The following is a 25210-nucleotide window of genomic DNA, read 5'->3' as shown; positions in this document are numbered from 1 at the left end:
CGGCTCAGAAGGGCGCCATTTCGCTTCCGTTAGGGGGTCGCCATGCCTATATGCCCGCTATGGCAGAACAGCAGAATTCCAGCGAGTACGGCGCCTCCTCGATCAAGGTGCTGAAGGGCCTGGACGCGGTGCGCAAGCGTCCCGGCATGTACATCGGCGACACCGACGACGGCTCGGGCCTCCACCACATGGTGTTCGAGGTGAGCGACAACGCGATCGACGAGGCGCTCGCGGGCCATTGCGACCGGATCGACATCACGCTCAACGCCGACGGCTCGGTCTCGGTGACCGACAATGGCCGCGGCATCCCGACCGGCATCCACCCCGAGGAGGGTGTCTCCGCGGCCGAGGTCATCATGACCCAGCTCCACGCCGGCGGTAAGTTCGAGAACACCAGCGACGATAACGCCTATAAGGTCTCGGGCGGGCTCCACGGCGTCGGCGTCTCGGTGGTCAACGCGCTGTCCGAATGGCTCGACCTGACGATCTGGCGCGACGGCGAGGAGCATTACATGCGCTTCGCCCACGGCGACGCGGTCGCACCGCTCAAGGTGGTCGGCCCGGCCGAGGGCATGAAGGGAACGCGCGTCACCTTCCTCCCCTCCCCGGACACGTTCAAGATCACCGAGTTCGACTTCGACAAGCTCGAGCATCGCTATCGTGAGCTGGCCTTCCTCAACTCGGGCGTGCGGCTGTTCCTCACCGACGCGCGGCACGAGGAGCCCCGGCAGGTCGAGCTGTTCTACGAGGGCGGGATCGCGGCCTTCGTGAAGTGGCTGGATCGCAACAAGCAGCCTTTGTTCCCCGACCCCATCTCGGTAGCGGGCATGCGCGACCAGATCGGCATCGAGGTCGCGCTGGAGTGGAATGACTCCTATTACGAGAACGTCCTCGCCTTCACCAACAACATCCCGCAGCGCGACGGCGGCACGCACATCGCGGCCTTTCGCGCCGCGCTGACCCGCACGCTGAACAGCTACGCCGAGAAGTCGGGGCTGCTGAAGAAGGAGAAGGTCAGCCTGACCGGCGACGACATGCGCGAGGGGCTCACCGCGATCGTCTCGGTCAAGCTGCCCGATCCCAAGTTCAGCTCGCAGACCAAGGACAAGCTCGTCTCGTCCGAGGTGCGCCAGCCGCTCGAGAGCCTGATGGCCGACAAGATGGCGGAGTGGCTCGAGGAGAATCCGCAGCACGCGCGCGCGATCGTCGGCAAGATCATCGACGCCGCGGCCGCCCGCGAGGCGGCCAAGCGCGCGCGCGAGCTCACCCGGCGCAAGGGCGTGATGGACATCGCCTCGCTGCCCGGCAAGCTGGCCGACTGCCAGGAGCGCGATCCCGCCAAGTCCGAGCTGTTCCTGGTGGAGGGCGACTCCGCCGGCGGCTCGGCCAAGCAGGGGCGCGACCGCCACTTCCAGGCGATCCTACCCTTGCGCGGCAAGATCCTCAACGTCGAGCGCGCGCGCTTCGACCGGATGCTGGGCTCCAAGGAGATCGGCACGCTGATCCAGGCGATGGGAACCGGCATCGGCCGCGACGACTTCAACCTCGCCAAGCTGCGCTACCACAAGATCGTCATCATGACCGACGCGGATGTCGACGGCGCACACATCCGCACCTTGCTGCTGACCTTCTTCTACCGCCAGATGCCCGAGATCATCGAGCAAGGGCATCTCTACATCGCGCAGCCGCCGCTCTACAAAGCGACGCGCGGGCGGTCGGAGGTCTATCTCAAGGACGATGCCGCGCTCGACGAATATCTCGTCGACGCGGGGCTCGGCGCGATGGCGCTCGACCGCGGCGCGGAGGCGCTGACCGGCGCGCATCTGCGTCCGCTGGTGGAGCATGCGCGGCGGATGCGCACGCTGATGCGCTACGTGCCGCGGCGCTACGACCCGGTGATCATCGAGACGCTCGCGCTCGGCGGCGCGCTCGCGCCCGACCTGACGCGCGAGGCGCGCGCCGCCGCGGTGGCCGAGGTGACGCGCCGGCTCGACCAGGGCGACAGCGAGGCGACGTGGACCGCGCGGCTGACCGACGAGGGCGGCATCCACTTCGAGCGGCTGTGGCGCGGCGTGACCGATCACCATATCGTCGAGCCGGCGTTCCTCGCCTCGGCCGAGGCGCGCAAGCTCCACACGCTCGCCGCCGAACAGGCCGAGAGCTTCGCCCACGCCTCCAAACTGGTGCCGGTCAAGCCTGTCCCGAGCAATGCCGAGGGGGGCCCGGCGGTCGAGACGCCCGCCGACGCGGTCGCCACCGACGAGGAGGGCGAGGAGACGGTGACGGTCGGGCGCGGCGAGTCGCTCGTCGCGCGTCCGTCGCAACTGCTCGACGCGATCCTGGCGGCGGGGCGCAAGGGGCTGGCGATCCAGCGCTACAAGGGGCTCGGCGAGATGAACGCGGAGCAATTGTGGGAGACCACGCTGGACCCGTCCAACCGCTCGATGCTCAAGGTGGCGATCGACCAGGCCGACGTGGCCGACGAGATCTTCACGCGGCTGATGGGCGACGTGGTCGAGCCGCGCCGCGAGTTCATCCAGGAGAATGCGCTGAGCGTCGCCAACCTCGACGTCTGAGGACGGGCGGGCGGAGGCGTCGCTCGGCGCCTCCGCGGCGTCACCTACGGGGACCGTCGGCGCGTGGCGCGACACGACAAGCGGAAGAACACTCTACGCGCCCGCGGGCGCGTCGGGGCGTCAGGTGGCGATCACATCTCGCCGCGCGCGCGCCGGACGGCGTACCAGCGCTGCACATTGGCGTTATGCTGCTCGAGCGTCTCGGCGAAGACGTGCCCCCCGCTCCCGTCCGCCACGAAATAGAGCGCGCGCGTCGCCGCAGGGTCGAGCACCGCGTCGATCGACAGCCGCCCGGGGTTGGCGATCGGCCCGACCGGCAGCCCGGCTGAGGCATAGGTATTATACCCGTTCTTCGCGCGCAGCTCCGACTGGCGGATCCGCCGCCCGAGCGGTCGGCCCTTGGTGATCGGGTAGATCACGGTCGGATCGGCCTGGAGCGGCATGCCGAGCCGCAGGCGGTTGGAATAAACCGCCGCGACCATCCTCCGCTCGGCCGGCTTGCCCGTCTCCTTCTCGACGATCGAGGCGAGCACCAGCGCCTGTTCGGGCGAGGTCACCACCGCGCCGGGCTTGCGCCGCGCCCAGGCGGCGGCGAGATAGTCGCGCATCGCGCGCTGCATCCGCGCCAGCACCGCGGCGCGCGTCTCGCCGCGCTCGAAGGCATAGCCGTCGGGCAACACCGATCCCTCGGCCGGCGTGTCCACCGGGCCGGTCAGCGCGTCGGCGCGATCGAGCACGTCGCGCACCATCACGGCGGGCAGGCCCTCGGGGATCACCACCAGCCGCTGCACCACCTTGCCGCTCTGCAACAGCGCGAGCACCTGCGCGGCGCTGGCATGCGCCGGGATCGCATATTCGCCCGCGCGGATCGGCGCGCCGTCGCCGAACACCCGCGCCTGGAGGCGGAAGCGCTGCGCCGAGGCGATCACCCCGGCGCGCTCGAGCGCGCGCGCCGCGCCCGCCAGCGAGCTGCCGTCCGCGACGGTGACATGCGTCGGGCGGGACAGCGGCCCCGCCCCCTTCCACCCCTGCGCGACCCACACGCCCGCCGCGAACAGCAGCAGCGCGGCGATCAGTCCCAGACAGCCGAGCCGGCGCATGGCGTGCGTCCTCAGATCGACTTCATCACCAGCGAGGCGTTGGTCCCGCCGAAGCCGAAGCTGTTGTTGAGCACCGCGCGCACCTCACGCTTGCGCGCGACATGCGGCACGAGGTCGACGCCCTCCGCGCCCTCCGACGGATTGTCGAGGTTGAGCGTCGGCGGCACGATCTGGTCGCGCAGCGCGAGGATGCAGAAGATGCTCTCCACCGCGCCCGCGCCGCCGAGCAGATGCCCGATCGCCGACTTGGTCGAGCTCATCGACAGGCCGCCGATGGCGTCGCCGAACAGTCGCTTGACCGCGCCGAGCTCGATCATGTCGGCCATCGTCGAGGTGCCGTGCGCGTTGATATAGTCGATGTCCGACAGCGCCAGCCCCGAGCGCCGCATCGCCATCTCCATCGAGCGATAGGCGCCCGACCCTTCCGGCTCGGGTGCGGTGACGTGGAAGGCGTCGCCCGAGAGGCCGTAGCCGACCACCTCGGCGTAGATCTTGGCGCCGCGCGCCTTGGCCCGCTCATATTCCTCCAGCACGACCACGCCCGCGCCCTCGCCCATGACGAAGCCGTCCCGGTCGCGGTCATAGGGGCGGCTGGCCTGCTCGGGCCGGTCGTTGAAGCTGGTGTTGAGCGCGCGCGCCGCGGCGAAGCCGGCGATGCCGATCGGGCAGACCGTGCTCTCCGACCCGCCCGCGAGCATCACGTCGGCGTCGTCGAGCGCGATCATCCGCGCGGCGTCACCGATCGAGTGCGCGCCCGTGGAACAGGCCGTCACCACCGCATGGTTCGGCCCCATCAGCCCGTATTTGATCGAGACCTGCCCCGAGATCAGGTTGATCAGCCGGCCGTGGACGAAATGCGGGCTGACGCGCTTCGGCCCCTTGTCCGCCAGCACCAGCGACTCGCTCTCGATCCCCGGCAGGCCGCCGATGCCCGAGCCGATCGAGCAGCCGGCGCGCAGGCGCTCGGCCTCGCTCATCTCGGTCAGCCCGGCGTCCTCGAGCGCCTGTCCGGCCGCGTCGATGCCGTAGACGATGAAGGGATCGACCTGGCGCTGCACCTTATGGTCGACGCGCCGGTCGGGATCGAAGCCCCAGGGATGGTCGGCAGGCTTCACCTCGCACGCGATCGTGCACTTCTGGTCCGACGCGTCGAAGCGCGTGATCGGCCCGGCGCCCGACTTGCCCGCGATCAGATTGGACCAGCTGGTCTCCACGTCGGCCCCGAGCGGGGTGACGAGGCCGAGACCGGTGACGACGACACGACGCATAGACTTTCCTTCTTCACCGGCGCTGCGCCACGCGTCGCCGCGCCGGCCCTTCTCAAACGAAACGGCTCCCCACCCCCTAGCCGAGGATGGAGAGCCGCTCAAATCAGCTCGCTAGAGCGGGAGGTCTCCCCCGTTCCTCAGCCCTTGTGCTCGTCGATATAGGTGATCGCGTCCTTCACGGTCGAGATCTTCTCGGCCGCGTCGTCGGGGATCTCGACGCCGAACTCTTCCTCGAACGCCATCACCAGCTCGACGATGTCGAGGCTGTCCGCGCCCAGATCGTCGATGAAGCTGGCGTCCTCGGTGACCTTGTCGGCCTCGACGCCGAGATGCTCGACGACGATCTTCTTCACGCGGTCGGCGGTCTCGCTCATAGCTTTCCCTCTTTCAATTGGGGGGTAGGTTTCGAATTGCTGAACGCAGGTAGAACGCGCTCGGTCCCGTGGCAAGGGTGCGAATGCCCCACCCGGCCCCGCGTCACGCCACGGTTCGCCGCCTTCGCGGCTCAGACCATCGCCATGCCGCCGTTGACGTGCAGCGTCTGCCCGGTGACGTAGCCCGCCTCGCGCGAGGCCAGATAGACCACCGCCGCGGCGATGTCCTCGCCGCTGCCGAGATCGCCCGCGGGGATGCGCCCGAGCAGCGCGCTCTTCTGCGCCTCGGGCAGCACCTCGGTCATCGCCGAGCGGATGAAGCCCGGCGCGACGCAGTTGACCGTGATGTTGCGGCTGGCGAGCTCCTGCGCCAGCGCCTTGGACATGCCGACGAGGCCGGCCTTGGACGCAGCGTAATTGGCCTGGCCGGGGTTGCCGGTCTGGCCCACCACTGAGGTGATCGAGACGAGGCGGCCGAAGCGCGCCTTCATCATCGGCTTGGCGGCGGCGCGGATCAGGCGGAAGGCGGCCTCAAGGTTGACGCGGATGACCTGATCCCACTCGTCGTCCTTCATCCGCATCGCGAGATTGTCGCGCGTGACCCCGGCATTGTTGACGAGCACGTCGAGCTTGCCGAGCGCCTCGACCGCGCGCGGCACCAGCGCGTCCACCGCGGCGGCGTCGGACAGGTCGCAGGCGAGCGCGACATGCTCACCGCCGAGTTCGGCGCGGAAGCGCTCGAGCTTGTCGGCGTTCGAGCCCGATAGCGCGAGCCGCGCGCCCTGCGCCGCGAGCCCGCGCGCGATGGCGGAGCCGATCCCGCCGGAAGCGCCGGTGACCAGCGCGGTCATGCCTGTGAGATCGAACATGCTTCACTCCGTGTTTTGGTTCACGCGAAGACGCGAAGACGCGAAGTCGGTGTGGCTGTTGACGATGCGGCGGAGCCCCTCCTTCAATGTGGCGCCGCCAAAATTGATAAGCAATCCAAGAGGTCTTCTGGACAATCTGAGGTAGGTCAACAGCTGCTTCATGTGAGCGGCGTTGAGCCGCTCGATCGACTTGAGTTCGACCAGCAGCCGTCGTCCGATCAAGAGGTCGACGCGAAAAGCGTCGTCGAATCTGATCCCGTCGAACTCGAAGGATATCGGCAGCTGCCGCTGCACCTCGTAGCCGAGCTTGGCCAGTTTCGCGGCGAGGACCGTCTCGTAGACGCTCTCGAGCAATCCGGGCCCGAGCTCTCGATGTACGCGGATCGCGATATCGATGGTGTCCGCCGCGGCCCGCTCCACATCCACCATCTTCGCGCCTTCGCGTCTTCGCGTGAGATCTCACATCCCTTTTAGCAGCGCCTCGACGTCGTTCATCGACACCACGCTGACCGCCTCGACGTCGGGCGCGATGCGTTTGACCATCGGGGCGAGCACCTTGCCGCCGAACTCGACGAACTCGGTCACCCCCGCCGCCGCCATCGCCAGCACCGACTCGCGCCAGCGCACGCGCCCGGTCACCTGCTCGACCAGCAGTCGCCGGATCGCGCCGGGGTCGGCCACCGCGGCGGCGTCGACGTTGGCGAAGACCGGCACCAGCGGCGCGCGCAGCTCGGCCTCGGCCAGCGCCGCCTCCATCGCGCGCGCGGCATCCTCCATCAGCGAGCAATGGAACGGCGCCGACACCGGCAGCAGCACCGCGCGCTTGGCGCCCAGCTCCTTGGCCAAAGCGACCGCGCGCTCCACCGCGACGCGATGCCCCGAGATCACCACCTGCGACGGGTCGTTGTCGTTGGCGACGGTGCAGACCAGCGGCTCGCCGCCCTCCGCCAGGATCGAGTCGACCGCGGCGCCCGCGATCGTCTCGGCCTTGGCGACGTCGGCGCCGAGCAGCGCCGCCATCGCCCCCTCGCCCACCGGCACCGCCGCCTGCATCGCCTGACCGCGCCGCTTGAGCAGCCGCGCCGTCGTCGCGAGGTCAAAGGTCTCGGCCGCGCACAGGGCGCTATATTCCCCGAGCGAGTGGCCCGCGACATAATCGGCCTTGTCGGCGAGCACGACGCCGCCTTCCTGCGTCAGCACGCGGAGCGTCGCGATCGCGTTGGCCATGATCGCGGGCTGGGCGTTCTCGGTGAGCGTGAGGTCGTCGGCGGGTCCCTCGGCCATCAGGCGGCGCAGGTTTTGGCCGAGCGCCTCGTCGACCTCGCCGAACACCTCGCGCGCGACCGCCGAGGCGTCGGCCAGCGCGGCACCCATGCCGACCGTCTGGCTGCCCTGACCGGGGAAGATGAACGCGCGCATCGTGCCTCTCCTTGGAAAGGCTGCGCTGCTAGGGCGGCGCTCCCGGCCGGTCAACCGCGGGCCCTTGCGCGCGGACGGGTTCTGCGGCATAGCGCGCCCACTCGGGGCGGGAAGCTACGGCTTCTTCCGCCCCTTGTTGTTGCACGACAGCCGGAGGGGCGTGGCACATGGGGTGCCCGTCAGCGATCGGCCAACATAGAGGTACATGCATGGCTCTGTACGAGCACGTGTTCCTTGCGCGCCAGGATCTGGCACAGGCGCAAGTGGACGCGCTGGCGGAAGCCGCGACCAAGGTAGTCACCGACCACGGCGGCACGGTCGTCAAGACCGAGACCTGGGGGCTGCGCAGCCTCGCCTATCGCATCGCGAAGAACCGCAAGGCGCATTACGTGATGCTCGAGATCGACGCGCCGGGCGACACCGTCGCCGAGCTGGAGCGTCAGACCAGCATCAACGAGGACGTGATCCGCTACATGACCGTGCGCGTCGACGAGCACGAGCAGGGTCCGACCGTGATGATGCGCAAGCAGGAGCGCGACCGCGAGCGCCGCGGCGAGCGCGGGGAGCGTGGCGACCGCGGGGATCGCGGTGATCGGGGCGACCGTCCGCGTCGTGACCGCGAAGAGGAGAACGCATAATGGCGCGCCCGTTTTTCCGCCGCCGCAAGTCGTGCCCGTTCAGTGCCAAGGACGCGCCGCGGATTGACTATAAGGACGTGCGTCTGCTGCAGGGCTTCGTGTCCGAGCGCGGCAAGATCGTCCCGTCGCGCATCACCTCGGTGAGCGCCAAGAAGCAGCGCGAGCTGGCGCAGGCGATCAAGCGCGCCCGCCACCTGGGCCTGCTGCCCTACGTCGTGAAGTAAGGAGAAGAGCAGATGGACGTCATTCTGCTTGAGCGCGTCGAGAAGCTCGGCGGCATCGGCGACGTGGTGAAGGTGAAGGACGGGTTCGCCCGAAACTTCCTGCTGCCGCGCAAGAAGGCGCTGCGCGCCAACGAGGCCAACCGCAAGGTGTTCGAGGCCAATCGCGCGCGCATCGAGGCCGAGAACGCGTCGCGGCGCTCGGACGCGGAGAAGGAGGCCGGCTCGTTCAAGGACGCGCAGGTCACGCTGATCCGCCAGTCGTCGAACACCGGCCAGCTGTACGGCTCCGTCGCGGTGCGCGACCTGGTCGAGGCGCTCGAGGCCGACGGTCACAAGGTGACCAAGAGCCAGATCGTGCTCGACCGCCCGATCAAGGCGATCGGCGTGTACGACGTGCGCGTGCAGCTCCATCCCGAGGTGGCGGTGACCGTGAAGGTCAACGTCGCGCGCTCGCCGGAAGAGGCCGAGATGCAGGCGCAGGGCGTCGACGTCATGGCGCAGGTCTTCGAGGAAGGCCGCGACCAGGGCGGCTTCACCGAGGATTACGATCCCAACGCCGAGCCGGGCGCGACCGCCGAGGCGCAGGACGAGCCGGCGCAGGGCTGACCCCCGCGCCACCGTTCGCGGTGAACAGAAAGGCCCGCCCGGAGCGATCCGGGCGGGCCTTTCCGTTGGGCGCCGTGGGGGGGGGGGTGGGGAAACGACGCCCGGGGGGGCTCTGCGTTCAGGGCACTGTCACGACCGCGCCGACCAATGCGGCGAGCGGGACAAGTGCTAGAACTAGCGGCATAATCTTGCTCATGGCGCGACCTGTTGTGCTGGATCGCCGGGGAGAATGCGTGCCGCGCGCAAAGGTTGCGGCGGGCTGAACGAAAATGCGCTGCGACAAAGCGTTTCCGCGTGCGACGGGCGACGCTGTTGAGCGGAACGCGGGGGATCCGGACGGGTTGATCCTGCAGTGACGGCGACCGCGCACCGGATCGGGTGCGACGGTGGCCTTGGTATGAGCGTAAGGACATTCGGGTCGTGACCGCGGCGGACAGAGACAGGAGAGAGCGCCTCACCGCGCTGGGCAAGATGCTGCGCACGAGCGTGACGGTGCCGACCGACACGTATATCACGCACGACATCCCGCTGTTGCTGACGCGGCTGTCGCAGGTGCCGGCGAGCGGGACGAAGCGCGAGAAGTAGGTCGCGCGCTCCCACCTCCCGCCACCACGAGACGGCGTCATCCTGAGCTTGTCTCAGGATCCACCGGCCCGCAGGCGCCGCGCTCCCACCTCCGCCACCGCGAGACGGCGTCATCCTGAGCTTGTCTCAGGATCCACCGGCCCGCAGGCGCCGCGGAGGGCGCTCACGCGGCACCGTGGATCCTGAAACGAGTTCAGGATGACGCCGGTGAACGCGGCGATGGCGGCGCGCATCACGCCTCTCACCGCCGCGCGAACAGCCTCTCGATGTCAGGGAAGTCGAGCTTCACCCAGGTCGGACGCCCGTGGTTGCACTGGCCCGAGTGCGGCGTCGCCTCCATCTCGCGCAGCAGCGCGTTCATCTCGGCGAGCGACAACGCGCGCCCGGCGCGGACCGAGCCGTGGCACGCCATCGTTCCCGCCACCGCGTCGAGCCGCTCGCGCAGCGACAGCGCCTCGTCATAGGCGGCGAGCTCGTCGGCGAGGTCGGTGACCAGCGCGGTCGGGTCGCCGCTGCCGAGCAGCGCGGGCGTCGCGCGTACCAGCATCGCGCGCGCACCGAACCGCTCGAGCTCCAGCCCGAACTCCGCCAGCTCGGCCGCACGCGCCTCGAGCCGATCGCAGGCTGGCTCGTCGAGCTCGACCACCTCGGGGATCAGCAACGCCTGGCTCGCCACGCGCCCGCCGGCCAGGGCGGCGCGCATCCGCTCCAGCACCAAGCGCTCGTGCGCGGCATGCTGGTCCACCAGCACCAGGCCGTCCTGCGCCTCGGCGACGATATAGGTCTTGTTGACCTGCCCGCGCGCCGCGCCGAGCGGATAGTCGTCGCGCTCGGGCGGCGGCGCCCAGCTCGCCTCCGCGCGCGCCTGCGGCGGCGGCGTCAGGAAGGTGGTGCGCTGCTCGCGCAGCAGCGTGCCGCCGGGTGACGGCGCGGCCATCGGCGCGGCATCGAAGCCGAACGCCGGCGCCGCGCCGGCAGCGACCGGCTCGGGCCGCCACAAAGCGCCCATGTCCGCCGGCGCCGAGTGCGCGACGCGGTGGCCCGCGGCGTCGAGCGCGCGGCGCAGCCCCGAGACGATCATGCCGCGCACCAGCGCCGGGTCGCGGAAGCGCACCTCGGTCTTGGCCGGGTGGACGTTGACGTCGACCTCGCTCGCGGGGACGTCGAGGAACAGCGCGACCACGGCGTGGCGGTCGCGCGGCATCATCTCGGCATAGGCGCCGCGGATCGCGCCGATCAGCAGCCGGTCGCGCACCGGTCGCCCGTTGACGAACAGATATTGGTGATCGGCCACGCCGCGGTGGAAGGTCGGCAGCCCCGCCACGCCGCCGAGCACGTGTCCGTCGCGCTCGAGGTCGACCGCCACCGAATTGTCGGCGAGCGCGCGGTCGGTCAGCGCGGCGACTCGCCCAGGTCGGCCTTCCGCCGCGGACACCGCCAGCACGCGACGGCCGTCATGCTCGACCGCGAAGGCGATGTCGGGGCGTGCCATCGCGAGCCGTTTCACCACATCGAGGCAGCTGGCATATTCGGACCGCGGCGAGCGCAGGAACTTGCGCCGTGCCGGCACCCGCGCGAACAGCCCCTCCACCACCACGCGCGTGCCGGGCGGCAGCGCCGCAGGCCCGTCGCGCTCGACCGTGCCGTTGTCGACGGTGCGCGCCCACCCTTCCGCGCCGCGCGGGCGGCTCTCGATCGTCAGCCGCGCCACCGAGGCGATCGACGGCAGCGCCTCGCCGCGGAAGCCGAGCGTCTGCACCGCCTCGATCGCGTCGTCGGGCAGCTTGGAGGTGGCATGGCGTTCGAGCGCGAGCGCGATCTCGTCGGGGGTCATGCCGCAGCCGTCGTCGGCCACTTCGATGCGCTCGACACCCCCGGCGGCGAGCACCACCGCGACCCGCGTCGCGCCGGAGTCGATCGCGTTCTCGACCAGCTCCTTCAACGCGCTGGCCGGTCTTTCCACCACTTCGCCCGCGGCGATGCGATTGACCAGATGCGAGGGGAGCCGGCGTATTGACACAGCGCAGCACCTAGCCCAAGCCGCCGCTTCCCGCGACCCCGCAGATAGAATTGCACGCATGATTCACGGCGGCGGCGCGCGGATCGGATATAGACGAACATGGCCGGTCGTCCCGCCCGGCGCGCACAGCAACGGACCCCAACGTCAATGGTATTCTCGCGCTTGTTCAAGATGACCTCGCACGACATGGCGATCGATCTCGGCACCGCGAACACGGTGGTGTACGTGCGCGGGCGCGGCATCGTGCTGAACGAGCCGTCGGTGGTGGCGGTCGAGACGGTCAACGGTCAGAAGCGGGTCAAGGCGGTCGGCGAGGACGCCAAGCTGATGATGGGCAAGACGCCCGGGTCGATCGAGGCGATCCGCCCGCTGCGTGACGGCGTCATCGCCGACATCGACGTCGCCGAGCAGATGATCAAATACTTCATCGAGAAGGTGCACGGGCGCCGGCGCTTCATGCGCTGGCCCGAGATCGTGATCTGCGTGCCGTCGGGCTCGACCAAGGTGGAGCGCCGCGCGATCCGCGACGCCGCGCAGAACGCCGGCGCCAGCGCGGTCTATCTGATCGAGGAGCCGATGGCGGCGGCGATCGGGGCCGACATGCCCGTCACCGAGCCGGTCGGCTCGATGGTGGTCGATATCGGCGGCGGCACCACCGAAGTGGCGGTGCTGTCGCTGCGCGGCCTCGCCTACACCACCTCGGTGCGCGTCGGCGGCGACAAGATGGACGACGCGATCGTCAGCTATGTCCGCCGCAACCACAATCTGCTGATCGGCGAGGCCACCGCCGAGCGGATCAAGCAGGAGCTGGGCTGCGCCAAGCCGCCGATCGACGGCATCGGCAAGACGGTCCACATCAAGGGCCGCGACCTGGTCAACGGCGTGCCCAAGGAGATCCAGATCAACCAGGCGCAGATCGCCGAGGCGGTGAGCGAGCCCGTCGCCGCGATCGTCGACGGCGTCCGCATCGCGCTGGAGAATACCGCGCCCGAGCTCGCCGCCGACATCGTCGACCAGGGCATCGTCCTCACCGGAGGCGGCGCGCTGCTCCAGGGGCTCGACGAGGTGCTGCGCGACGAGACCGGGCTGCCGGTGACGGTCGCGGACGACCCACTGATCTGCGTCGCGATCGGCACGGGCCGCGCGCTCGAGGACCCGATGTTCCGCGCTGTTCTTCAGAACGGGTAAGCTCGAGGCGAGGAGATGGCGGCAATGGCGCCGTCACGGGATCGGCGTCCGGGCTTCTCGCGGCGCGCACAATATAGCCTGTTCCTCACCTACATCCTCGGCATCGCCGGGGCGGTGGTCGGCGCGGTGCTGCTCGCGCTGTCGACCTTCAACCCCGTCGCGTTCAACGCGTTGCGGTCGGCGGTCGCCGAGCTGACCGCACCGCCCGCCGCACTGCTGGCGGGCGCGGGCAGCCAGCTCGCCTCCATTCCCGACGCGATCGCCAGCCACTTCCAGGTGCGCGGCGAGAACCGCGAGCTGCGCGCGCGGCTGAATCAGGCGCGCGGCGCGCTGCTCGCCGGTCGTCAGGCGCAGATCGAGAATGTGCGGCTACGGCGCCTTCTCGTGCTGCGCGACCGGCTGCCCGAGACGATCGCGGCGGCGCGGATCGTCAGCACCAGCGCGTCGAGCACGCGCCGTTTCGGGCTGCTCAACGCGGGCAGCTTTCAGGGCGTGGCGGACGGCCAGCCGGTGACGGGGCCGGAGGGGCTGATCGGGCGCGTGCTGTACGTCGGCCCCGACACCGCGCGCGTGCTGCTCATCACCGACCCGGAGAGCGTCGTGCCCGTCCGCCGCACCCGCGACGGCCGTCCCGCGCTGGCGGCGGGGCGCGGCGACGGGCTGGTCGACGTGCGCACGATCGACACCGCGGACGGGCGCTTCCGCCCCGGCGACCTGTTCGTCACCTCGGGCACGGGCGGCATCTTCGTCCCCGGCGTGCCGGTCGCGCGGGTGCTGCGCGCCGGCACCGACAGCGCGCCGGCGCGGCCGTTCGCGCGCCCCGACTCGCTCGACGTCGCGCTGGTACATCGCGCCTTCATGCCGCCGCCCCCTGCCCCGCCCGCTCCCGCGCCCAAGCCCTCGCCTTCCCCCACGCCCGAGCCGTGACGCTCCCCGCGCGCCCGCTGTTCAAGGAACCGCTGCCGCCCGGCCGCGCGCGCCTTCTCCCCTGGGCGAGCGTGCTCGCCGGCTCGCTGGCGACGACGCTGCCGTGGAACGCCTCGGTAGGACTGCTGCCGCCGCTGGGGCTCCTGATGATGCTGGCGTGGCGGCTGCTCGCGCCGCTGTCGCTGCGCGTCTGGGCACCGGCGCTGCTCGGGCTGTTCGACGATCTCGTCTCGGGCCAGCCGCTCGGCAGCGCGATGCTGCTGTGGACGCTGGCCTTCTTCCTGGTCGAGGCGCTCGAGGCGCGCTCGGGCGTGCGCGACTTCGCGCAGAGCTGGGCGATCGCCGCGGTGGCGATCGCGCTCGCGCTGGCGGGGGGACGGCTGTTCGCGAGCCCGCTCTCCGCCTATGTCGACGGCGTGCTCGTGATCCAGATCATCCTCTCCGTGCTGCTCTTCCCCGCCGCCGCCCGGCTGGTGGCGTGGATCGACCTCAAGCGGGCACGCTGATGGCGCGGCCGCCGCGCGTCATGACCGAGGCCGCGCAGGCCTACAGCTTCTCGCGCCGCGCCTGGCTGCTCGGCGCTGGGCAGATCGGGCTGGGCGGGCTGCTGATCGGGCGGATGGGCTATCTCGCGATCACGCAGAACGAGCATTACAACCTGCTGTCCGAGCGCAACCGCGTGAGCATGACGATGATCCCGCCGCGGCGCGGCTGGATCGTCGACCGCAACGGCCAGCCGATCGCGAGCAACCGCACCGACTTCCGCGTCGACGTCATCCCCGACCGGCTCGAGGACAAGGAGCGCACGCTCGCGCGGCTGCGTGCCCTGCTCGGGCTCGACGACGAGGAGGTGGCGCAGATCGAGGCCGAGCTGAAGCACTCGCCCGGCTTCCGCCCGGTCGAGATCGCCGAGAACATCGACTGGGACCGTTTCGCCGCGGTGCAGGTGCGCCAGCCCGAACTGCCCGGCGTCGCGCCGTCGCGCGGCTTCGCGCGCCACTATCCGCAGGGCGCCGCGGTAGCGCATCTGATCGGCTATGTCGGCGCGGCGACCTCCGAACAATATAAGAAGGCGCGCGACCCGCTCTATCTCACCCCCGGATTCAAGCTCGGCAAGGACGGTCTCGAGAAGACGATGGAGCCGCTGCTGCGCGGCACCGCGGGCGCCAAGCGCGTCGAGGTCACCGCGCGCGGCAAGCTGGTCAAGGAGCTCGCCACCCGCCCCGACGTGCCCGGGCGCACGCTGCGGCTGACGATCGACGCCGGGTTGCAGGAATATGCCGCGCGGCGGCTCGGCACCAACTCGGGCTCGTGCGTGGTGTTCGACTGCACCAACGGCGAGATGCTCGCGATGGTGTCGATGCCCGCCTACGACCCCAACAGCTTCTCCGAGGGGATCAGCCAGCTCGAGTGGAAGATGCTCAGCGAGAACGACCACGTTCCGCTGATGAACAAGGTGACTCAGGGGCTCTACCCGCCGGGATCGACGGTCAAGCCGATGAACGGGCTGGCGCTGCTCGCCGCGGGGATCGATCCCAACGACCGCGTGTTCTGCTCGGGCGCGTTCCAGGTCGGCAACGGCGTGTGGCACTGCCACAAGCGCCACGGCCACGGTCCGCTCGATCTCAAGAACGCGATCATGCAGAGCTGCGACATCTACTTCTACGAGATGGCGCGGCGGGTCGGCTACGACAAGATCGCGCCGGTGGCGCGCGCGCTCGGGCTCGGGCAGAAGTTCGACCTGCCCTTCGCCACGCAGCGCTACGGCACCGTTCCCGACAGCGAGTGGAAGCGGCGCAAGTACAAGACCGAGTGGAAGGTCGCCGACGCGATCAACGCCTCGATCGGCCAGGGATACGTGCTCGCCAACCCGCTCCAGCTCGCGGTGATGGCGAGCCGGCTCGGCTCGGGGCTGGAGCTCCAGCCGACGCTCCTGCGCGACCCGTTCAAGCCGCGCGCCCAGCCGATGGCGATCGACCCCGAGCATTTCCGCCTCATCCGCGAGGCGATGTACGGCGTGGTCAACGCCGGCGGCACCGGCGGCGCGGCGCGGATGCAGGTGCCCGGCGTCGCGATCGCGGCCAAGACCGGCACCGCGCAGGTGCGCCGTATCACTACGGCGGAGCGACGCAGCGGCGTGCTCAAGAACGGGCAGCTGCCGTTCAAGCTGCGCGACCACGCTTTGTTCGTCTGCTTCGCGCCCTATGACAATCCGCGCTTCGCCGCGGCGGTGGTGCTGGAGCACAACGGCCATACCGTGCGCAATCTCGACACGCCGATGATCGGGCGCGACATCATGACCTACCTCTTCGACCGCGAGCGCGCGCTGAAGAGCCTGGCCGAGGTCGAGCCGACCTGGGGCGGCGACATCCGCACGCGCATGGCGGCGGAGGAGGCGGCGTATCGCGCCGCGCACACCCCGCCCCCGCCGCGTCCCGACCTCGACGACGTCGCCGCGACCGGCTCCGACGCGGTCGCCGCGGCGACCGACGCCTCGAACGCCACCGCGGAGGCGCAGGCGGCCGACACCGCCGCCGGCGACGGCCCGGCGCGCACTGGATCGCCCGAGCCCGACAGCGAAAGCGGGCGCGTCGGCGACGGCGGGACCGGGCGCGAGTGAGCGGCTTCGTCCCCGCCCCGCTCGCGGCCCTGCCGTGGCGCGTGCTGCTGCTGGTCGCCGGGATCGGCGGCTTCGGGCTGATCGTGCTCTACTCCGCCGCGGGGGGCAGCATGACCCCCTGGGTGGTGCCGCAGGGGCTGCGCTTCGTCGTGTTCCTCGCGGGCGCGGTCGTGCTGTCGCGCGTGCCGCTCGACTGGTGGAAGCGCTCGGCCTTCTGGATCTACGCGGTGATCCTGGTGCTGCTGGTGATGGTGGAACTGCTCGGCGCGGTGCGCGGCGGCAGCCAGCGCTGGCTCGGCTTCGGCCCGATCCGGATCCAGCCGTCCGAGCTGATGAAGCTGGCGATCGTGCTGGCCTGCGCGCGCTTCTACGCGTTGCTGCCCGCGACCGAGACCCGGCGCTTCGCCGCGCTGTGGCCCGCCGCGGTGCTGATCGGCCTCCCCGCGCTGATCGTGATGGCGCAGCCCGACCTCGGCACCGGGCTGATGATCTGCGCCGGCGGCGCGACGGTGATGTTCCTCGCTGGCATCCCGCTGCGGCTGTTCGTCGGCGGCGCGCTGGCGGCCGCGGTCGCGATCCCGCTCGCCTTCGAATATGTGCTCCACGACTATCAGCGCCACCGCGTGCTGATCTTCCTCGATCCCGAGAGCGACCCGCTCGGCACCGGCTATCACATCAGCCAGTCCAAGATCGCGATCGGGTCGGGCGGACTGTTCGGCAAGGGCTTCCTGCAGGGCACGCAGAGCCACCTCGACTATCTGCCCGAGGGCCACACCGACTTCGTCTTCGCCACCATGGCGGAAGAATGGGGGCTGGCGGGCGGTGCCTTCCTCATCATCGCCTTCCTGCTCGTGATCCGCTGGGGAGTGAACGTCGGCGTGCGCGCCGAGGACCGCTTCGCCAAGCTGGCGGCGGCGGGGCTCGCGACGACGATGTTCTTCTACATGGCGATCAACCTGATGATGGTGATGGGGCTGGCGCCTGTCGTTGGCATCCCGCTGCCGCTGGTCAGCTTCGGCGGCTCGGCGCAGATGACGGTGCTGATCTCGCTGGGCATTCTGATGGGGATCGACCGCTCCTCCAAACTGCGCCAGCGCTGGTGAGCGGCTTTTCTCGCCGCAGCGCGAAAAAAGGGGTTTGCAAAGCCGGAGCGCGTTGGTAGAGGCGCGCTTCCCGATCGCGGGGCGGCACCAACCGCTTCCTTCCCGCCGGTCACGGACGCATAGCTCAGTTGGTAGAGCAGCTGACTCTTAATCAGCGGGTCCTTGGTTCGAGCCCAAGTGCGTCCACCAGTTTTTTCAACGGCTCCGCAGCGATGCGGGGCCGTTGTGCTATGGGCCGGGACACCACCGGCCCCTCACGACGGAGACGACTCAGGCATGGCAGGCTTCAAGGCCCCCGATTTCAACGACCGCGCCCAGGCAGCACGCGAGGCCAAGCAGAAGGCGCTCGAGCTGCTCAAGAACCGCCCCGCGCCCGACCCCGCGCAGGTGGCGGCACGCGCCGCCGCGCGCGCGGCCAAGGAAGCGGCCGAGGAGGAGAAGCGCGCCGCGCACCGCGCCGCGATCGAGGCCAAGAAGGCCGCCAAGGAAGAGGCGCGCCGCCAGGCCGAGGCCGAGGCCGCCGCGGCCGAGCAGGCTGCCGCCGAGGCCGCCGCCAAGCGCGCGGTGTCGCTGCCGACCGCGGCCGAGCTCAAGGCGGCACGCGACGCGCGCTACGCCGCGCGCAAGGCGCGCCAGCGCAAGTGATACGCCGCACGTGATCCCACGCGAGCTGGTCGGGGTCGCCGAGGTGCCGGGCGGCGCACCGCTGCGGCTGTTCCGGCGCGGCGCCGATCACATGATCGTGCTCGACCGCAATGAACTGATGAGCACGCGCATGAGCGGCTCGGAAGAGGCGCTCGGCACGATGACGTGCGACCGGCTGGGTGATCGTCCGGCGCCGCGCTTGCTGGTCGGCGGTTACGGCATGGGCTTCACGCTGCGCGCTTTGCTCGCCCGGCTCGGCGCGGACGCCGAGATCCTGGTCGCCGAGCTGGTGCCGGGGATCATCGACTGGGCGCGCGGGCCGATGGCCGAGCTCACCGCGGGGTGCCTCGACGATCCCCGCGTGTCGCTCGAGATCGGCGATGTCGGCGCGGTGATCCGGCGCGCGCGGCGCCGCTACGACGCGATCCTGCTCGACGTCGACAACGGACCGGACGGGCTGACGCGCGAGGCCAACGACTCGCTCTATCACGCGCGCGGCCTCGACGATGCGCGCGCGGCGCTGGCGCCGGGCGGCGTGCTCGCGATCTGGTCGGCCGCGCCCGACCCCGTCTTCGCGCGCCGGCTGGCGCGCGCCGGCTTCGCGGTGGACGAGGTGAAGGTGCGCGCGCGCTCCAACGGCAAGGGTGCCACGCACGTCATCTGGTTCGCGCGCTGACCCGATCATGGGGGTCGCGCGGAACACGCGCGCGGGCTGCGGCTTTACCGCTCTTCTGTAGCCGCCGCATCAAAGGGAGACGTTATGGCCGCGAACGAGCTGGAGATCGACAACAACTCGCTGCTCGACAATATCGACGAGCGCCAGGTGGAGTTCACCGCCGAGGTCGACGGCGACGAGCAGGAGTTCGCGGTGCAATATGACGTGCTCGAGGCGCTGAGCGGGGACGCGCCCGACGGCGACGCGATCGACATGTTCAACCGCTTCGTCGACGCGATCAGCGAGGCCGCTCTCTCGGCGCTGTCGCGCGGGAATGGCACCGGGCTGGTGATCGTCAGCGAGAACGATCTGGAATAGTTCGGAAAGTTCGTCGGGCGCGCCGCGCAACAACAGTATTGCGCGGCCCGTCGACTCGCGTCACTCTCCTGTCACAACGATAGCCGCACGACGGCGAGGAGAGGATCATGGACGTACCCAGCGCGCTGGTAGTGGCGGTCGGCGGGATCGGGGCTCTGGCCACGCTCGGCATGGTCGTGGTGCTCGCGCGCCGCGCGCCCGATACGCCGCGGCGCTGAGGGGCGGCGGCGAGAGGAGCGCGGGTTTCTCGGATATGAGGCGTCGGTTGGTCGATGCCTTCACGATAGGGTTCTTCCGACAACCTCATCCGTCATCCCGGACTTGGTCCGGGATCCACGGTGCCGCATACTCTCAAAGCGTTGCTCTCGCGGAAGAGTGGATCCCGGACCAAGTCCGGGATGACGGATAGTGAAGAGTGTATTGGGGATTTCCCGAACGAAGCGTGTTAGGGAACGAAGCCTGTCAGGGGAGGCGGCGCGACCCGCGTCGGAGGAGGATTGCCGCGCGTTGGGCGTGACTAGCCCGCCATAACATCCCTCTTTAAAGCTTTCGGCCTGCCACCTTCCTCGCAGGTGCAGGATCCTCCCTCGCCGAGGCCGCAAAACCTCATCACGAGGAGCGCCGCCCCGGTCTCCCGGCGCGGCGCCCTCGCGCATTCACCTCAAGCGGTAGCAGCGTCGAAGCGGCGGCCGACCTCGTCCCAGTTCACCACGTCCCACCACGCCTTGAGATAGCCCGGCCGGTCGTTCTTGTAGGTGAGGTAATAAGCGTGCTCCCACACGTCGTTCCCCAGGATCGGCGTGCCGCGGTCGCTCACCACGTCCATCAGCGGATTGTCCTGGTTGGGCGTCGAGGTGACCTTGAGCTGGCCGCCCTGGTCGACGATCACCCAGGCCCAGCCCGAGCCGAACTGGCCCGCGCCCTTGGTGTTGAAATCCTCCTTGAGCTTGTCGAGGCCGCCATAAGCGTCGATCGCCGCGGCCAGCTTGCCGCTCGGCCCGCTGGTGCTGCCGGGCTTGCCCATGATCTTCCAGAAGAAGTCGTGGTTCCAATAGCCGCCGCCATTGTTGCGCAGCAGCGGCGGCAGCGACGAGATCTGGCCGAGGATCTGCTCGATCGACTGCCCCTCCAGCTTCGGGTCCGCCGCGACGCCCTCGTTGAGCTTGTCGGTATAGGCCTTGTGGTGCTTGTCGTGGTGGAAGGTCATCGTCTCCTTGGAGATGACCGGCTCCAGCGCGTCATAATCGTACGGCAGCGGCGGGAGTTCGAAAGCCATGGAATCCTCCTGTGGGTTCGCGTGCGCAACGCGACGCCCGCCCAAATGGCTCCCGCGCGATCGTTACGCAACCGCCCCGATCAGGTCGTGACGGCGCAGCGCGTGGCGGAGCTGGTCGTAGCTCAGTCCCAGCGCCTCGGCGGTCGCGCGCTGGTTGAAGCGGTGGTCGGCGAGCGCCTTGGCGAGCAGCTCGCGCTCGAACCGGGCGACCCGGCTCTTGAAGTCGGACGGGCCGACCTCGCAGGCCGCCACCTCCTCGTCCTCCGGCTCGGCGGGCGCCTCGCGCGGCGGCTCGCCGGGCGCTGTCCCCGCCGCGGCGGCTGATGGCGGCGCGCTCGACGCTGCCGGCCGCGGCGTACCAGGACGATAGGGCGAGGCGAAGGGATCGAACTCGATCTCGCCGATCGCGCCGCCGCGTTCCCAGCGATAGACCGCGCGCTCGACGACGTTGCGTAGCTCGCGCACGTTGCCGGGCCAGCGATAGGAGCGCATCAGCGCCATCGCCTCCTCGGTGAACCCCTCCCATTCGTCGCGGCCCAGTTCGGCGGCCATGCGGCGCCCGAAGAAGTCGGCGAGCACCGCCACGTCGCTGCGCCGCGCGCGCAGCGGCGGCAGCGTCACCACCTCGAACGAGAGCCGGTCGAGCAGGTCGGCGCGGAAGGTGCCGGCGTCGACCCGATCGGGCAGATGCTCGTTGGTCGCGGCGACGATGCGGACGTCGACGCGGCGCGGGCGCGAGGCGCCGATGCGCGTCACCTCGCCGTACTCGACCGCGCGCAGCAGCCGCTCCTGCGCGCCCATCGACAGGGTACCGAGCTCGTCGAGGAAGAGCGTGCCGCCGTCGGCTTCCTCGAAGCGGCCGACGCGCGCCTTGGTCGCGCCGGTGAACGAGCCCGCCTCATGGCCGAACAGCTCGGCCTCGATCAGCGTCTCGGGCAGCGCGGCGCAGTTCATCGTCACCAGCGGCTGGTCCCAGCGCTGGCTGAGATGGTGGAGCCGCTCGGCGACCAGCTCCTTGCCGGTGCCGCGCTCGCCGATCACCAGCACCGGCCGATCGAGCCCGGCCGCGCGGCTCGCGCGCTCCAGCGCGTCGAGGAAGACGCCCGACTGACCGACGACCTGAGTGGTTCGCTCCATGCGCCAACTTCTGGCGCAGAATGCCAAGCGCTGGCAACCGTCGAAATCTTCCTATCCGCCCGCCGGCGCGGCGCCCTGGCCGAAAATGGCGGAAAAGCTGGTGTTGCGCGCGGCGACAGGCAGTTGGCACGTCTCCTGCAATGCTCTCGTCAACTCAGGACGAAGGAGACACACCATGACCCGCACCGATCGCACCAGCACGCTCGCCACGCTCGCCCTCACCCTCGTCGTCAGCGCCACCATGGTGCTCGGCGCCGTCGGTCCGGCGACCGCGCTCGGCACCGCACCGATCCACCGGGTGGCGTGACACGCCGCGCGGCACGGCACCCTCCCCGCCGCCCGCGCGATCCGCTACAAGGGACCGACTGACGCAGGAGTCCTTATCGAGATGGGCATTTTCTCCCGCACCCGCGACATCGTCGCCGCCAACATGGCCGAGCTGCTCGAGCGAGCGGACGACCCGGCGAAGATGGTTCGCATGATCATCCTCGAGATGGAGGAGACGTTGGTGGAGGTGCGCGCCTCCGCCGCCCGCACCATCGCCGATCAGAAGGAGATGCGGCGCCACATCCAGAAGCTGGCCGAGATCGAGGCGAGCTGGACCGAGAAGGCCGAGCTGGCGCTGTCGAAGGACCGCGAGGACCTCGCCAAGGCGGCGCTGGTCGAGCGCGGCAAGGCCGCCGAGATGGGCGCGCAGCTGCGCGACGAGGTCGCCACGCTGGACGAGGCGCTGCGCTCCGCCGAGGAGGATATCGCCAAGCTGCAGAACAAGCTGCGCGAGGCGCGCGCCAAGCAGAATGCGATCGCGACGCGGCTGGAGAGCGCCAACACCAAGGCGCGGCTGCGCGAGATGTGGAACGGGCCGAAGACCCACGAAGCCTTCAGCCGCTTTGAGGTGCTGGAGCGCCGCGCCGACGAGGCCGAGGGGCGCGCCGAGGCGATGGGGCTGACGCCCAAGTCGCTCGAGGACGAGTTCGACGCGCTGCGCTCGAGCGACAAGATCGACGCCGAGCTGGCGGCGCTCAAGGCCAAGCTGAACCGGGAGAATTGAGGTGGCTGAACTGTTCGTACCGCTGATCGCGATCACCTCGATGTTCATCGGCCTGCCTTGGCTGATCCTCCACTACGTCACGCGGTGGAAGACCGCGCCGCGGATGACCGACGAGGACGAGCGGCTGCTCGACGAGATGTACAATCTCGCGCGCCGGCTCGAGGATCGCGTCAACACCGTCGAGCGCATCGTCGCCGCCGACAATCCCGATTTCCGCCCGGGCGTGGCCGATTACCGCAGCCAGCCCGATTATCGCCTCGACCAGCCGACCGCGCGCTCGATCGATCGGAGGAACTGATGTCCGACAGTCGCACCAAATTCTACCTCGACCCGCAGAACCGCCAGTGGAAAGGCGTCTGCTCCGGCATCGCCGACTATACCGGGATCGAGGTCATCTGGGTTCGCGTCGCAATGGTGCTGCTCACCCTCGCCGGTGGCTTCCCCTGGACGCTGATCGCTTATGGCCTGATCGCCTGGATGGCGGAGCCCAAGCCGGCGGGCCTGTACCAGGACCGCGACGACCAGAAATTCTGGCAGGGCGTGCGCTCCAACCCCAAGCGCTCCACCGCCGAGGTGCGCGCCAAGTTCCGCGAGATCGACCGGCGGCTCGCCGACATCGAGCTCCATTACACCAGCCGCAACAGCGCGCTCGCGCGCGAGATCGACAGCCTGCGCTGAGACCGGGCGAAGGGAGGCCATGAACATGGACATGGGTTGGATGGTACCGGTGGGGATCGTCACCGCGGTGAGTGCCTCGCACGCCTTTCGCACCTGGGTGCGCGCGCGCCACGGCTATCCGCTCGACGATCGTCCCGAGCGTCGGCGTCGCCGGATGCTCCACGCGCTGGCGGATGACGGCATGGGTACCGATCGCAGCGTCGCGCTGCTCGAGGCCGAGAACGAGCGGCTCACCGGCCAGGTCGGGCGGCTGGAGGAGCGGATCGCGGTGCTCGAACGCATCGCCACTGATCCCGCGGTGCGCACCGCGCGCGAGATCGAGGCGCTGCGCGACCGCTGACGCCGCAACGGGAGGAACACGCCATGTGGTTAGAACAGCTCAACGGTTTCACCCTCTTCATGCTGGCTTTCGTGGTGATCGGCCTGCCCGTGATCCTGGGCGTGGGCGGCGAGATGTTCCGCCGCTGGCTGACCCACAAGGAGCGGATGGCGCAGGTACTGACCGAGGCCACGGCCGAGAAGGCCGCGCAATATGCGGCGCATACCGAACGGCTCGAGGCGCGCGTGCGCGTGCTGGAGCGGATCGCGACCGACCGCGGCGCCGACGTCGCCGCCCAGATCGAACAATTGCGCGACGACCGGCTCAACTGAGCGGCGTCGCCGAGAAGGAGAGAGTAAGATGGGTCCGACCTCGATGATGGTCGTGCTGATCGTGCTGATCGCGGTGATCGGCCGGGTGATGCAGGAGCGGTACCGCGCGATGGCACGCCTCCACGCCGAAGAGATCGTGCGCAACAGCGCCGGCGACGGCGGTCGCTCGCAGGACGAGGTGCGACAGCTCAAGGAGCGCGTCGCGGTGCTCGAGCGCCTCATCACCGACAACCATGGTCGCGCCGATCTGGAACGCCAGATCGAGCAGCTGCGCGACCGCTGACCTCAACCCGCACGGAGACGGCAGCCATGTCCGATCCCACTTTCTACCTCAGCATGGCCGCGACCGGGCTCGCCGGGCTGGCGATGCTGATCTACGCCGCGCTCAACGGCTGGCGCGGCTGGCTCCAGCTCCAGCACGAGCAGCTCGGGCATGACCGCCAGAGCCAGGCCCCGGCGTCGCCCAGCGCGGGCGCGCGGATTGAGATCGCCGATCTCAAGGAGCGGATCCGCAAGCTCGAGGCGATCGCGGCGGGAGTGGACCTCTGAGCGGCGGGCCGCTGCGCGGTTGCGGCGCGCGCGCGCGGCGGCTAGCCCGCGCGCGATGACCGACACCGCCCCCACGCTCGACGCGATCCGCGAGGAATATGAGTTCGTCGAGGGCGATGACCGCTACCGCCTGCTGGTGGAACTGGGTCGATCGCTCGAGCCGATGCCCGCGGCGCTCAAGACCGAGGCGACGCTGGTGCGGGGCTGCTCCGCCTCGGTCTGGGTCTATCCGACGGTGGCCGGGGACGGCACGCTCCACTTCCTCGCCGACAGCAACGCCGCGATCACCAAGGGGATCATCGCTTTGGTGCTGCTGACGGTACAGGACCGCGCGCCCGGCGAGATCCTCGCGACCGATATCGAGGGCGCGCTGGCACCGTTCGAGCTCAAGGCACAGCTGAGCTCGAACCGGACGCAGGGCATACCGAACATGATCGCGCTGATCCGCGAGACCGCGCGGCGCTACGCCTGAGGCGAGCGCTGGCGCGAGCGGCCCTGCCGCGCTTGCCTTCCTCCTCTGCTCCATCATCCCGGATTCGTTCCAGGATCCACGACGCCGCCCTCGCTTTCCTCCTCTGCTCCGTCATCCTGAACTCGTTTCAGGATCCACGTCGCCGCTCACTCAGCCGCGGCGGCGCCTGCGGGCCGGTGGATCCTGAAACGAGTTCAGGAT

At 69.9% G+C, this 25210-nt stretch carries 31 protein-coding genes and 1 tRNA gene; 23 read left to right on the top strand and 9 right to left on the bottom strand.

Annotated features, from left to right (window positions below):
• Nucleotides 1-59 precede the first annotated feature (59 nt).
• Nucleotides 60-2576, top strand: coding sequence for a DNA topoisomerase (ATP-hydrolyzing) subunit B (gene gyrB, locus EV292_RS02050; RefSeq protein WP_132907513.1), 2517 nt, complete (start codon nt 60-62; stop codon nt 2574-2576).
• Between the two features lie 131 nt (nt 2577-2707).
• Here gyrB and mltG read toward each other — a convergent pair whose 3' ends face one another.
• From mltG to fabD, 6 genes are all read right to left on the bottom strand, one after another.
• Nucleotides 2708-3676, bottom strand: coding sequence for an endolytic transglycosylase MltG (gene mltG, locus EV292_RS02045; protein WP_132907512.1), 969 nt, complete (start codon nt 3674-3676; stop codon nt 2708-2710).
• Nucleotides 3677-3687: 11 nt separating this feature from the next.
• A complete protein-coding gene (gene fabF / locus EV292_RS02040; RefSeq protein WP_132907511.1) occupies nt 3688-4944 on the bottom strand; it encodes a beta-ketoacyl-ACP synthase II in 1257 nt (418 codons plus the stop codon).
• Nucleotides 4945-5081: 137 nt separating this feature from the next.
• Nucleotides 5082-5318 (bottom strand): acyl carrier protein, encoded by a 237-nt coding sequence (locus EV292_RS02035; RefSeq protein ID WP_028056834.1) that lies wholly within the window; start codon nt 5316-5318, stop codon nt 5082-5084.
• 131 nt (nt 5319-5449) lie between these two features.
• Nucleotides 5450-6187, bottom strand: a complete 738-nt coding sequence (fabG, locus tag EV292_RS02030) for a 3-oxoacyl-[acyl-carrier-protein] reductase (protein ID WP_132907509.1) — start codon at nt 6185-6187, stop codon at nt 5450-5452.
• A gap of 3 nt (nt 6188-6190) precedes the next feature.
• Nucleotides 6191-6616: a GxxExxY protein gene (locus EV292_RS02025; protein WP_132907508.1), complete on the bottom strand. Its 426-nt coding sequence runs from the start codon at nt 6614-6616 to the stop codon at nt 6191-6193.
• A gap of 30 nt (nt 6617-6646) precedes the next feature.
• Complete coding sequence (gene fabD, locus EV292_RS02020) at nt 6647-7606, bottom strand: ACP S-malonyltransferase (RefSeq protein ID WP_132907507.1); 960 nt, start codon at nt 7604-7606, stop codon at nt 6647-6649.
• Between the two features lie 209 nt (nt 7607-7815).
• Here fabD and rpsF point away from each other — a divergent pair, with 209 nt between their 5' ends.
• The 4 genes from rpsF (at nt 7816) to EV292_RS22475 (ending at nt 9659) form a co-directional block, all read left to right on the top strand.
• Nucleotides 7816-8244, top strand: a complete 429-nt coding sequence (rpsF, locus tag EV292_RS02015) for a 30S ribosomal protein S6 (RefSeq protein WP_132907505.1) — start codon at nt 7816-7818, stop codon at nt 8242-8244.
• Nucleotides 8244-8468: a 30S ribosomal protein S18 gene (rpsR, locus tag EV292_RS02010; RefSeq protein WP_007403456.1), complete on the top strand. Its 225-nt coding sequence runs from the start codon at nt 8244-8246 to the stop codon at nt 8466-8468. Before rpsF ends, rpsR begins: the two co-directional genes overlap by 1 nt.
• A 12-nt stretch (nt 8469-8480) precedes the next feature.
• Entirely contained in the window at nt 8481-9074 is a 594-nt protein-coding gene (gene rplI / locus EV292_RS02005; protein ID WP_132907504.1) for a 50S ribosomal protein L9, read from the top strand.
• 420 nt (nt 9075-9494) lie between these two features.
• Nucleotides 9495-9659 (top strand): hypothetical protein, encoded by a 165-nt coding sequence (locus EV292_RS22475; RefSeq protein ID WP_165926972.1) that lies wholly within the window; start codon nt 9495-9497, stop codon nt 9657-9659.
• A 241-nt stretch (nt 9660-9900) separates the two neighbouring features.
• Here the strand turns inward: EV292_RS22475 and mutL are convergent, their stop codons facing one another.
• Nucleotides 9901-11679, bottom strand: coding sequence for a DNA mismatch repair endonuclease MutL (mutL, locus tag EV292_RS02000; protein ID WP_132907503.1), 1779 nt, complete (start codon nt 11677-11679; stop codon nt 9901-9903).
• Nucleotides 11680-11826: 147 nt separating this feature from the next.
• Between mutL and EV292_RS01995 the strand changes: the two genes are divergently transcribed.
• From EV292_RS01995 to EV292_RS01955, 9 genes are all read left to right on the top strand, one after another.
• A complete protein-coding gene (locus tag EV292_RS01995; protein WP_132907502.1) occupies nt 11827-12867 on the top strand; it encodes a rod shape-determining protein in 1041 nt (346 codons plus the stop codon).
• A 24-nt stretch (nt 12868-12891) separates the two neighbouring features.
• Complete coding sequence (gene mreC / locus EV292_RS01990; protein WP_132907501.1) at nt 12892-13794, top strand: rod shape-determining protein MreC; 903 nt, start codon at nt 12892-12894, stop codon at nt 13792-13794.
• On the top strand, nt 13791-14300 hold the full coding sequence (gene mreD / locus EV292_RS01985) for a rod shape-determining protein MreD (RefSeq protein ID WP_132907500.1): 510 nt from the start codon (nt 13791-13793) through the stop codon (nt 14298-14300). The genes mreC and mreD overlap by 4 nt, the downstream gene beginning before the upstream one ends.
• A complete protein-coding gene (mrdA, locus tag EV292_RS01980) occupies nt 14300-16414 on the top strand; it encodes a penicillin-binding protein 2 (protein WP_132908138.1) in 2115 nt (704 codons plus the stop codon). Before mreD ends, mrdA begins: the two co-directional genes overlap by 1 nt.
• On the top strand, nt 16411-17517 hold the full coding sequence (gene rodA, locus EV292_RS01975) for a rod shape-determining protein RodA (RefSeq protein ID WP_132907499.1): 1107 nt from the start codon (nt 16411-16413) through the stop codon (nt 17515-17517). The genes mrdA and rodA overlap by 4 nt, the downstream gene beginning before the upstream one ends.
• 113 nt (nt 17518-17630) lie before the next feature.
• Nucleotides 17631-17706: transfer RNA gene (locus tag EV292_RS01970), tRNA-Lys, on the top strand.
• 87 nt (nt 17707-17793) lie between these two features.
• Nucleotides 17794-18162, top strand: a complete 369-nt coding sequence (locus EV292_RS01965; protein ID WP_132907498.1) for a DUF6481 family protein — start codon at nt 17794-17796, stop codon at nt 18160-18162.
• 10 nt (nt 18163-18172) lie between these two features.
• Nucleotides 18173-18838 (top strand): spermidine synthase, encoded by a 666-nt coding sequence (locus tag EV292_RS01960; protein WP_132907497.1) that lies wholly within the window; start codon nt 18173-18175, stop codon nt 18836-18838.
• A gap of 84 nt (nt 18839-18922) precedes the next feature.
• The gene (locus tag EV292_RS01955) at nt 18923-19195 is read left to right on the top strand and encodes a DUF1488 family protein (protein WP_132907495.1); all 273 of its coding nucleotides are present in this window, start codon (nt 18923-18925) and stop codon (nt 19193-19195) included.
• 661 nt (nt 19196-19856) lie between these two features.
• Here the strand turns inward: EV292_RS01955 and EV292_RS01950 are convergent.
• Both EV292_RS01950 and pspF read right to left on the bottom strand, forming a co-directional pair.
• Nucleotides 19857-20471 carry a superoxide dismutase gene (locus EV292_RS01950; RefSeq protein ID WP_132907493.1) on the bottom strand — a complete coding sequence of 205 codons (615 nt, stop codon included), beginning with the start codon at nt 20469-20471 and terminating at the stop codon, nt 19857-19859.
• Nucleotides 20472-20534: 63 nt separating this feature from the next.
• Nucleotides 20535-21608, bottom strand: a complete 1074-nt coding sequence (pspF, locus tag EV292_RS01945) for a phage shock protein operon transcriptional activator (RefSeq protein ID WP_132907492.1) — start codon at nt 21606-21608, stop codon at nt 20535-20537.
• Here pspF and EV292_RS01940 point away from each other — a divergent pair.
• From EV292_RS01940 to EV292_RS01900, 9 genes are all read left to right on the top strand, one after another.
• A complete protein-coding gene (locus tag EV292_RS01940; RefSeq protein WP_132907491.1) occupies nt 21607-21915 on the top strand; it encodes a hypothetical protein in 309 nt (102 codons plus the stop codon). The genes pspF and EV292_RS01940 overlap by 2 nt on opposite strands.
• Before the next feature lie 81 nt (nt 21916-21996).
• Nucleotides 21997-22659 (top strand): phage shock protein PspA, encoded by a 663-nt coding sequence (pspA, locus tag EV292_RS01935; RefSeq protein ID WP_132907490.1) that lies wholly within the window; start codon nt 21997-21999, stop codon nt 22657-22659.
• Between the two features lies 1 nt (nt 22660).
• On the top strand, nt 22661-22957 hold the full coding sequence (pspB, locus tag EV292_RS01930) for an envelope stress response membrane protein PspB (RefSeq protein ID WP_132907489.1): 297 nt from the start codon (nt 22661-22663) through the stop codon (nt 22955-22957).
• Nucleotides 22957-23337 carry an envelope stress response membrane protein PspC gene (gene pspC / locus EV292_RS01925; protein WP_132907488.1) on the top strand — a complete coding sequence of 127 codons (381 nt, stop codon included), beginning with the start codon at nt 22957-22959 and terminating at the stop codon, nt 23335-23337. The genes pspB and pspC overlap by 1 nt, the downstream gene beginning before the upstream one ends.
• 31 nt (nt 23338-23368) lie before the next feature.
• Nucleotides 23369-23677: a hypothetical protein gene (locus EV292_RS01920; RefSeq protein WP_132908137.1), complete on the top strand. Its 309-nt coding sequence runs from the start codon at nt 23369-23371 to the stop codon at nt 23675-23677.
• 23 nt (nt 23678-23700) lie between these two features.
• Nucleotides 23701-23988, top strand: a complete 288-nt coding sequence (locus EV292_RS01915) for a hypothetical protein (protein WP_132907487.1) — start codon at nt 23701-23703, stop codon at nt 23986-23988.
• A gap of 28 nt (nt 23989-24016) precedes the next feature.
• Nucleotides 24017-24271 carry a hypothetical protein gene (locus EV292_RS01910; RefSeq protein ID WP_243693556.1) on the top strand — a complete coding sequence of 85 codons (255 nt, stop codon included), beginning with the start codon at nt 24017-24019 and terminating at the stop codon, nt 24269-24271.
• Nucleotides 24272-24297: 26 nt separating this feature from the next.
• Nucleotides 24298-24537, top strand: a complete 240-nt coding sequence (locus EV292_RS01905) for a hypothetical protein (RefSeq protein WP_132907486.1) — start codon at nt 24298-24300, stop codon at nt 24535-24537.
• Between the two features lie 55 nt (nt 24538-24592).
• Nucleotides 24593-25009 (top strand): SufE family protein, encoded by a 417-nt coding sequence (locus EV292_RS01900; RefSeq protein ID WP_132907485.1) that lies wholly within the window; start codon nt 24593-24595, stop codon nt 25007-25009.
• Nucleotides 25010-25210 lie beyond the last annotated feature (201 nt).

The organism is Sphingomonas sp. BK235, assembly GCF_004345855.1.
Lineage (GTDB): Bacteria > Pseudomonadota > Alphaproteobacteria > Sphingomonadales > Sphingomonadaceae > Sphingomonas.
The sequence above is the reverse complement of the archived record's forward strand: the minus strand, read 5'-3'. Positions and strand labels throughout refer to the sequence as shown.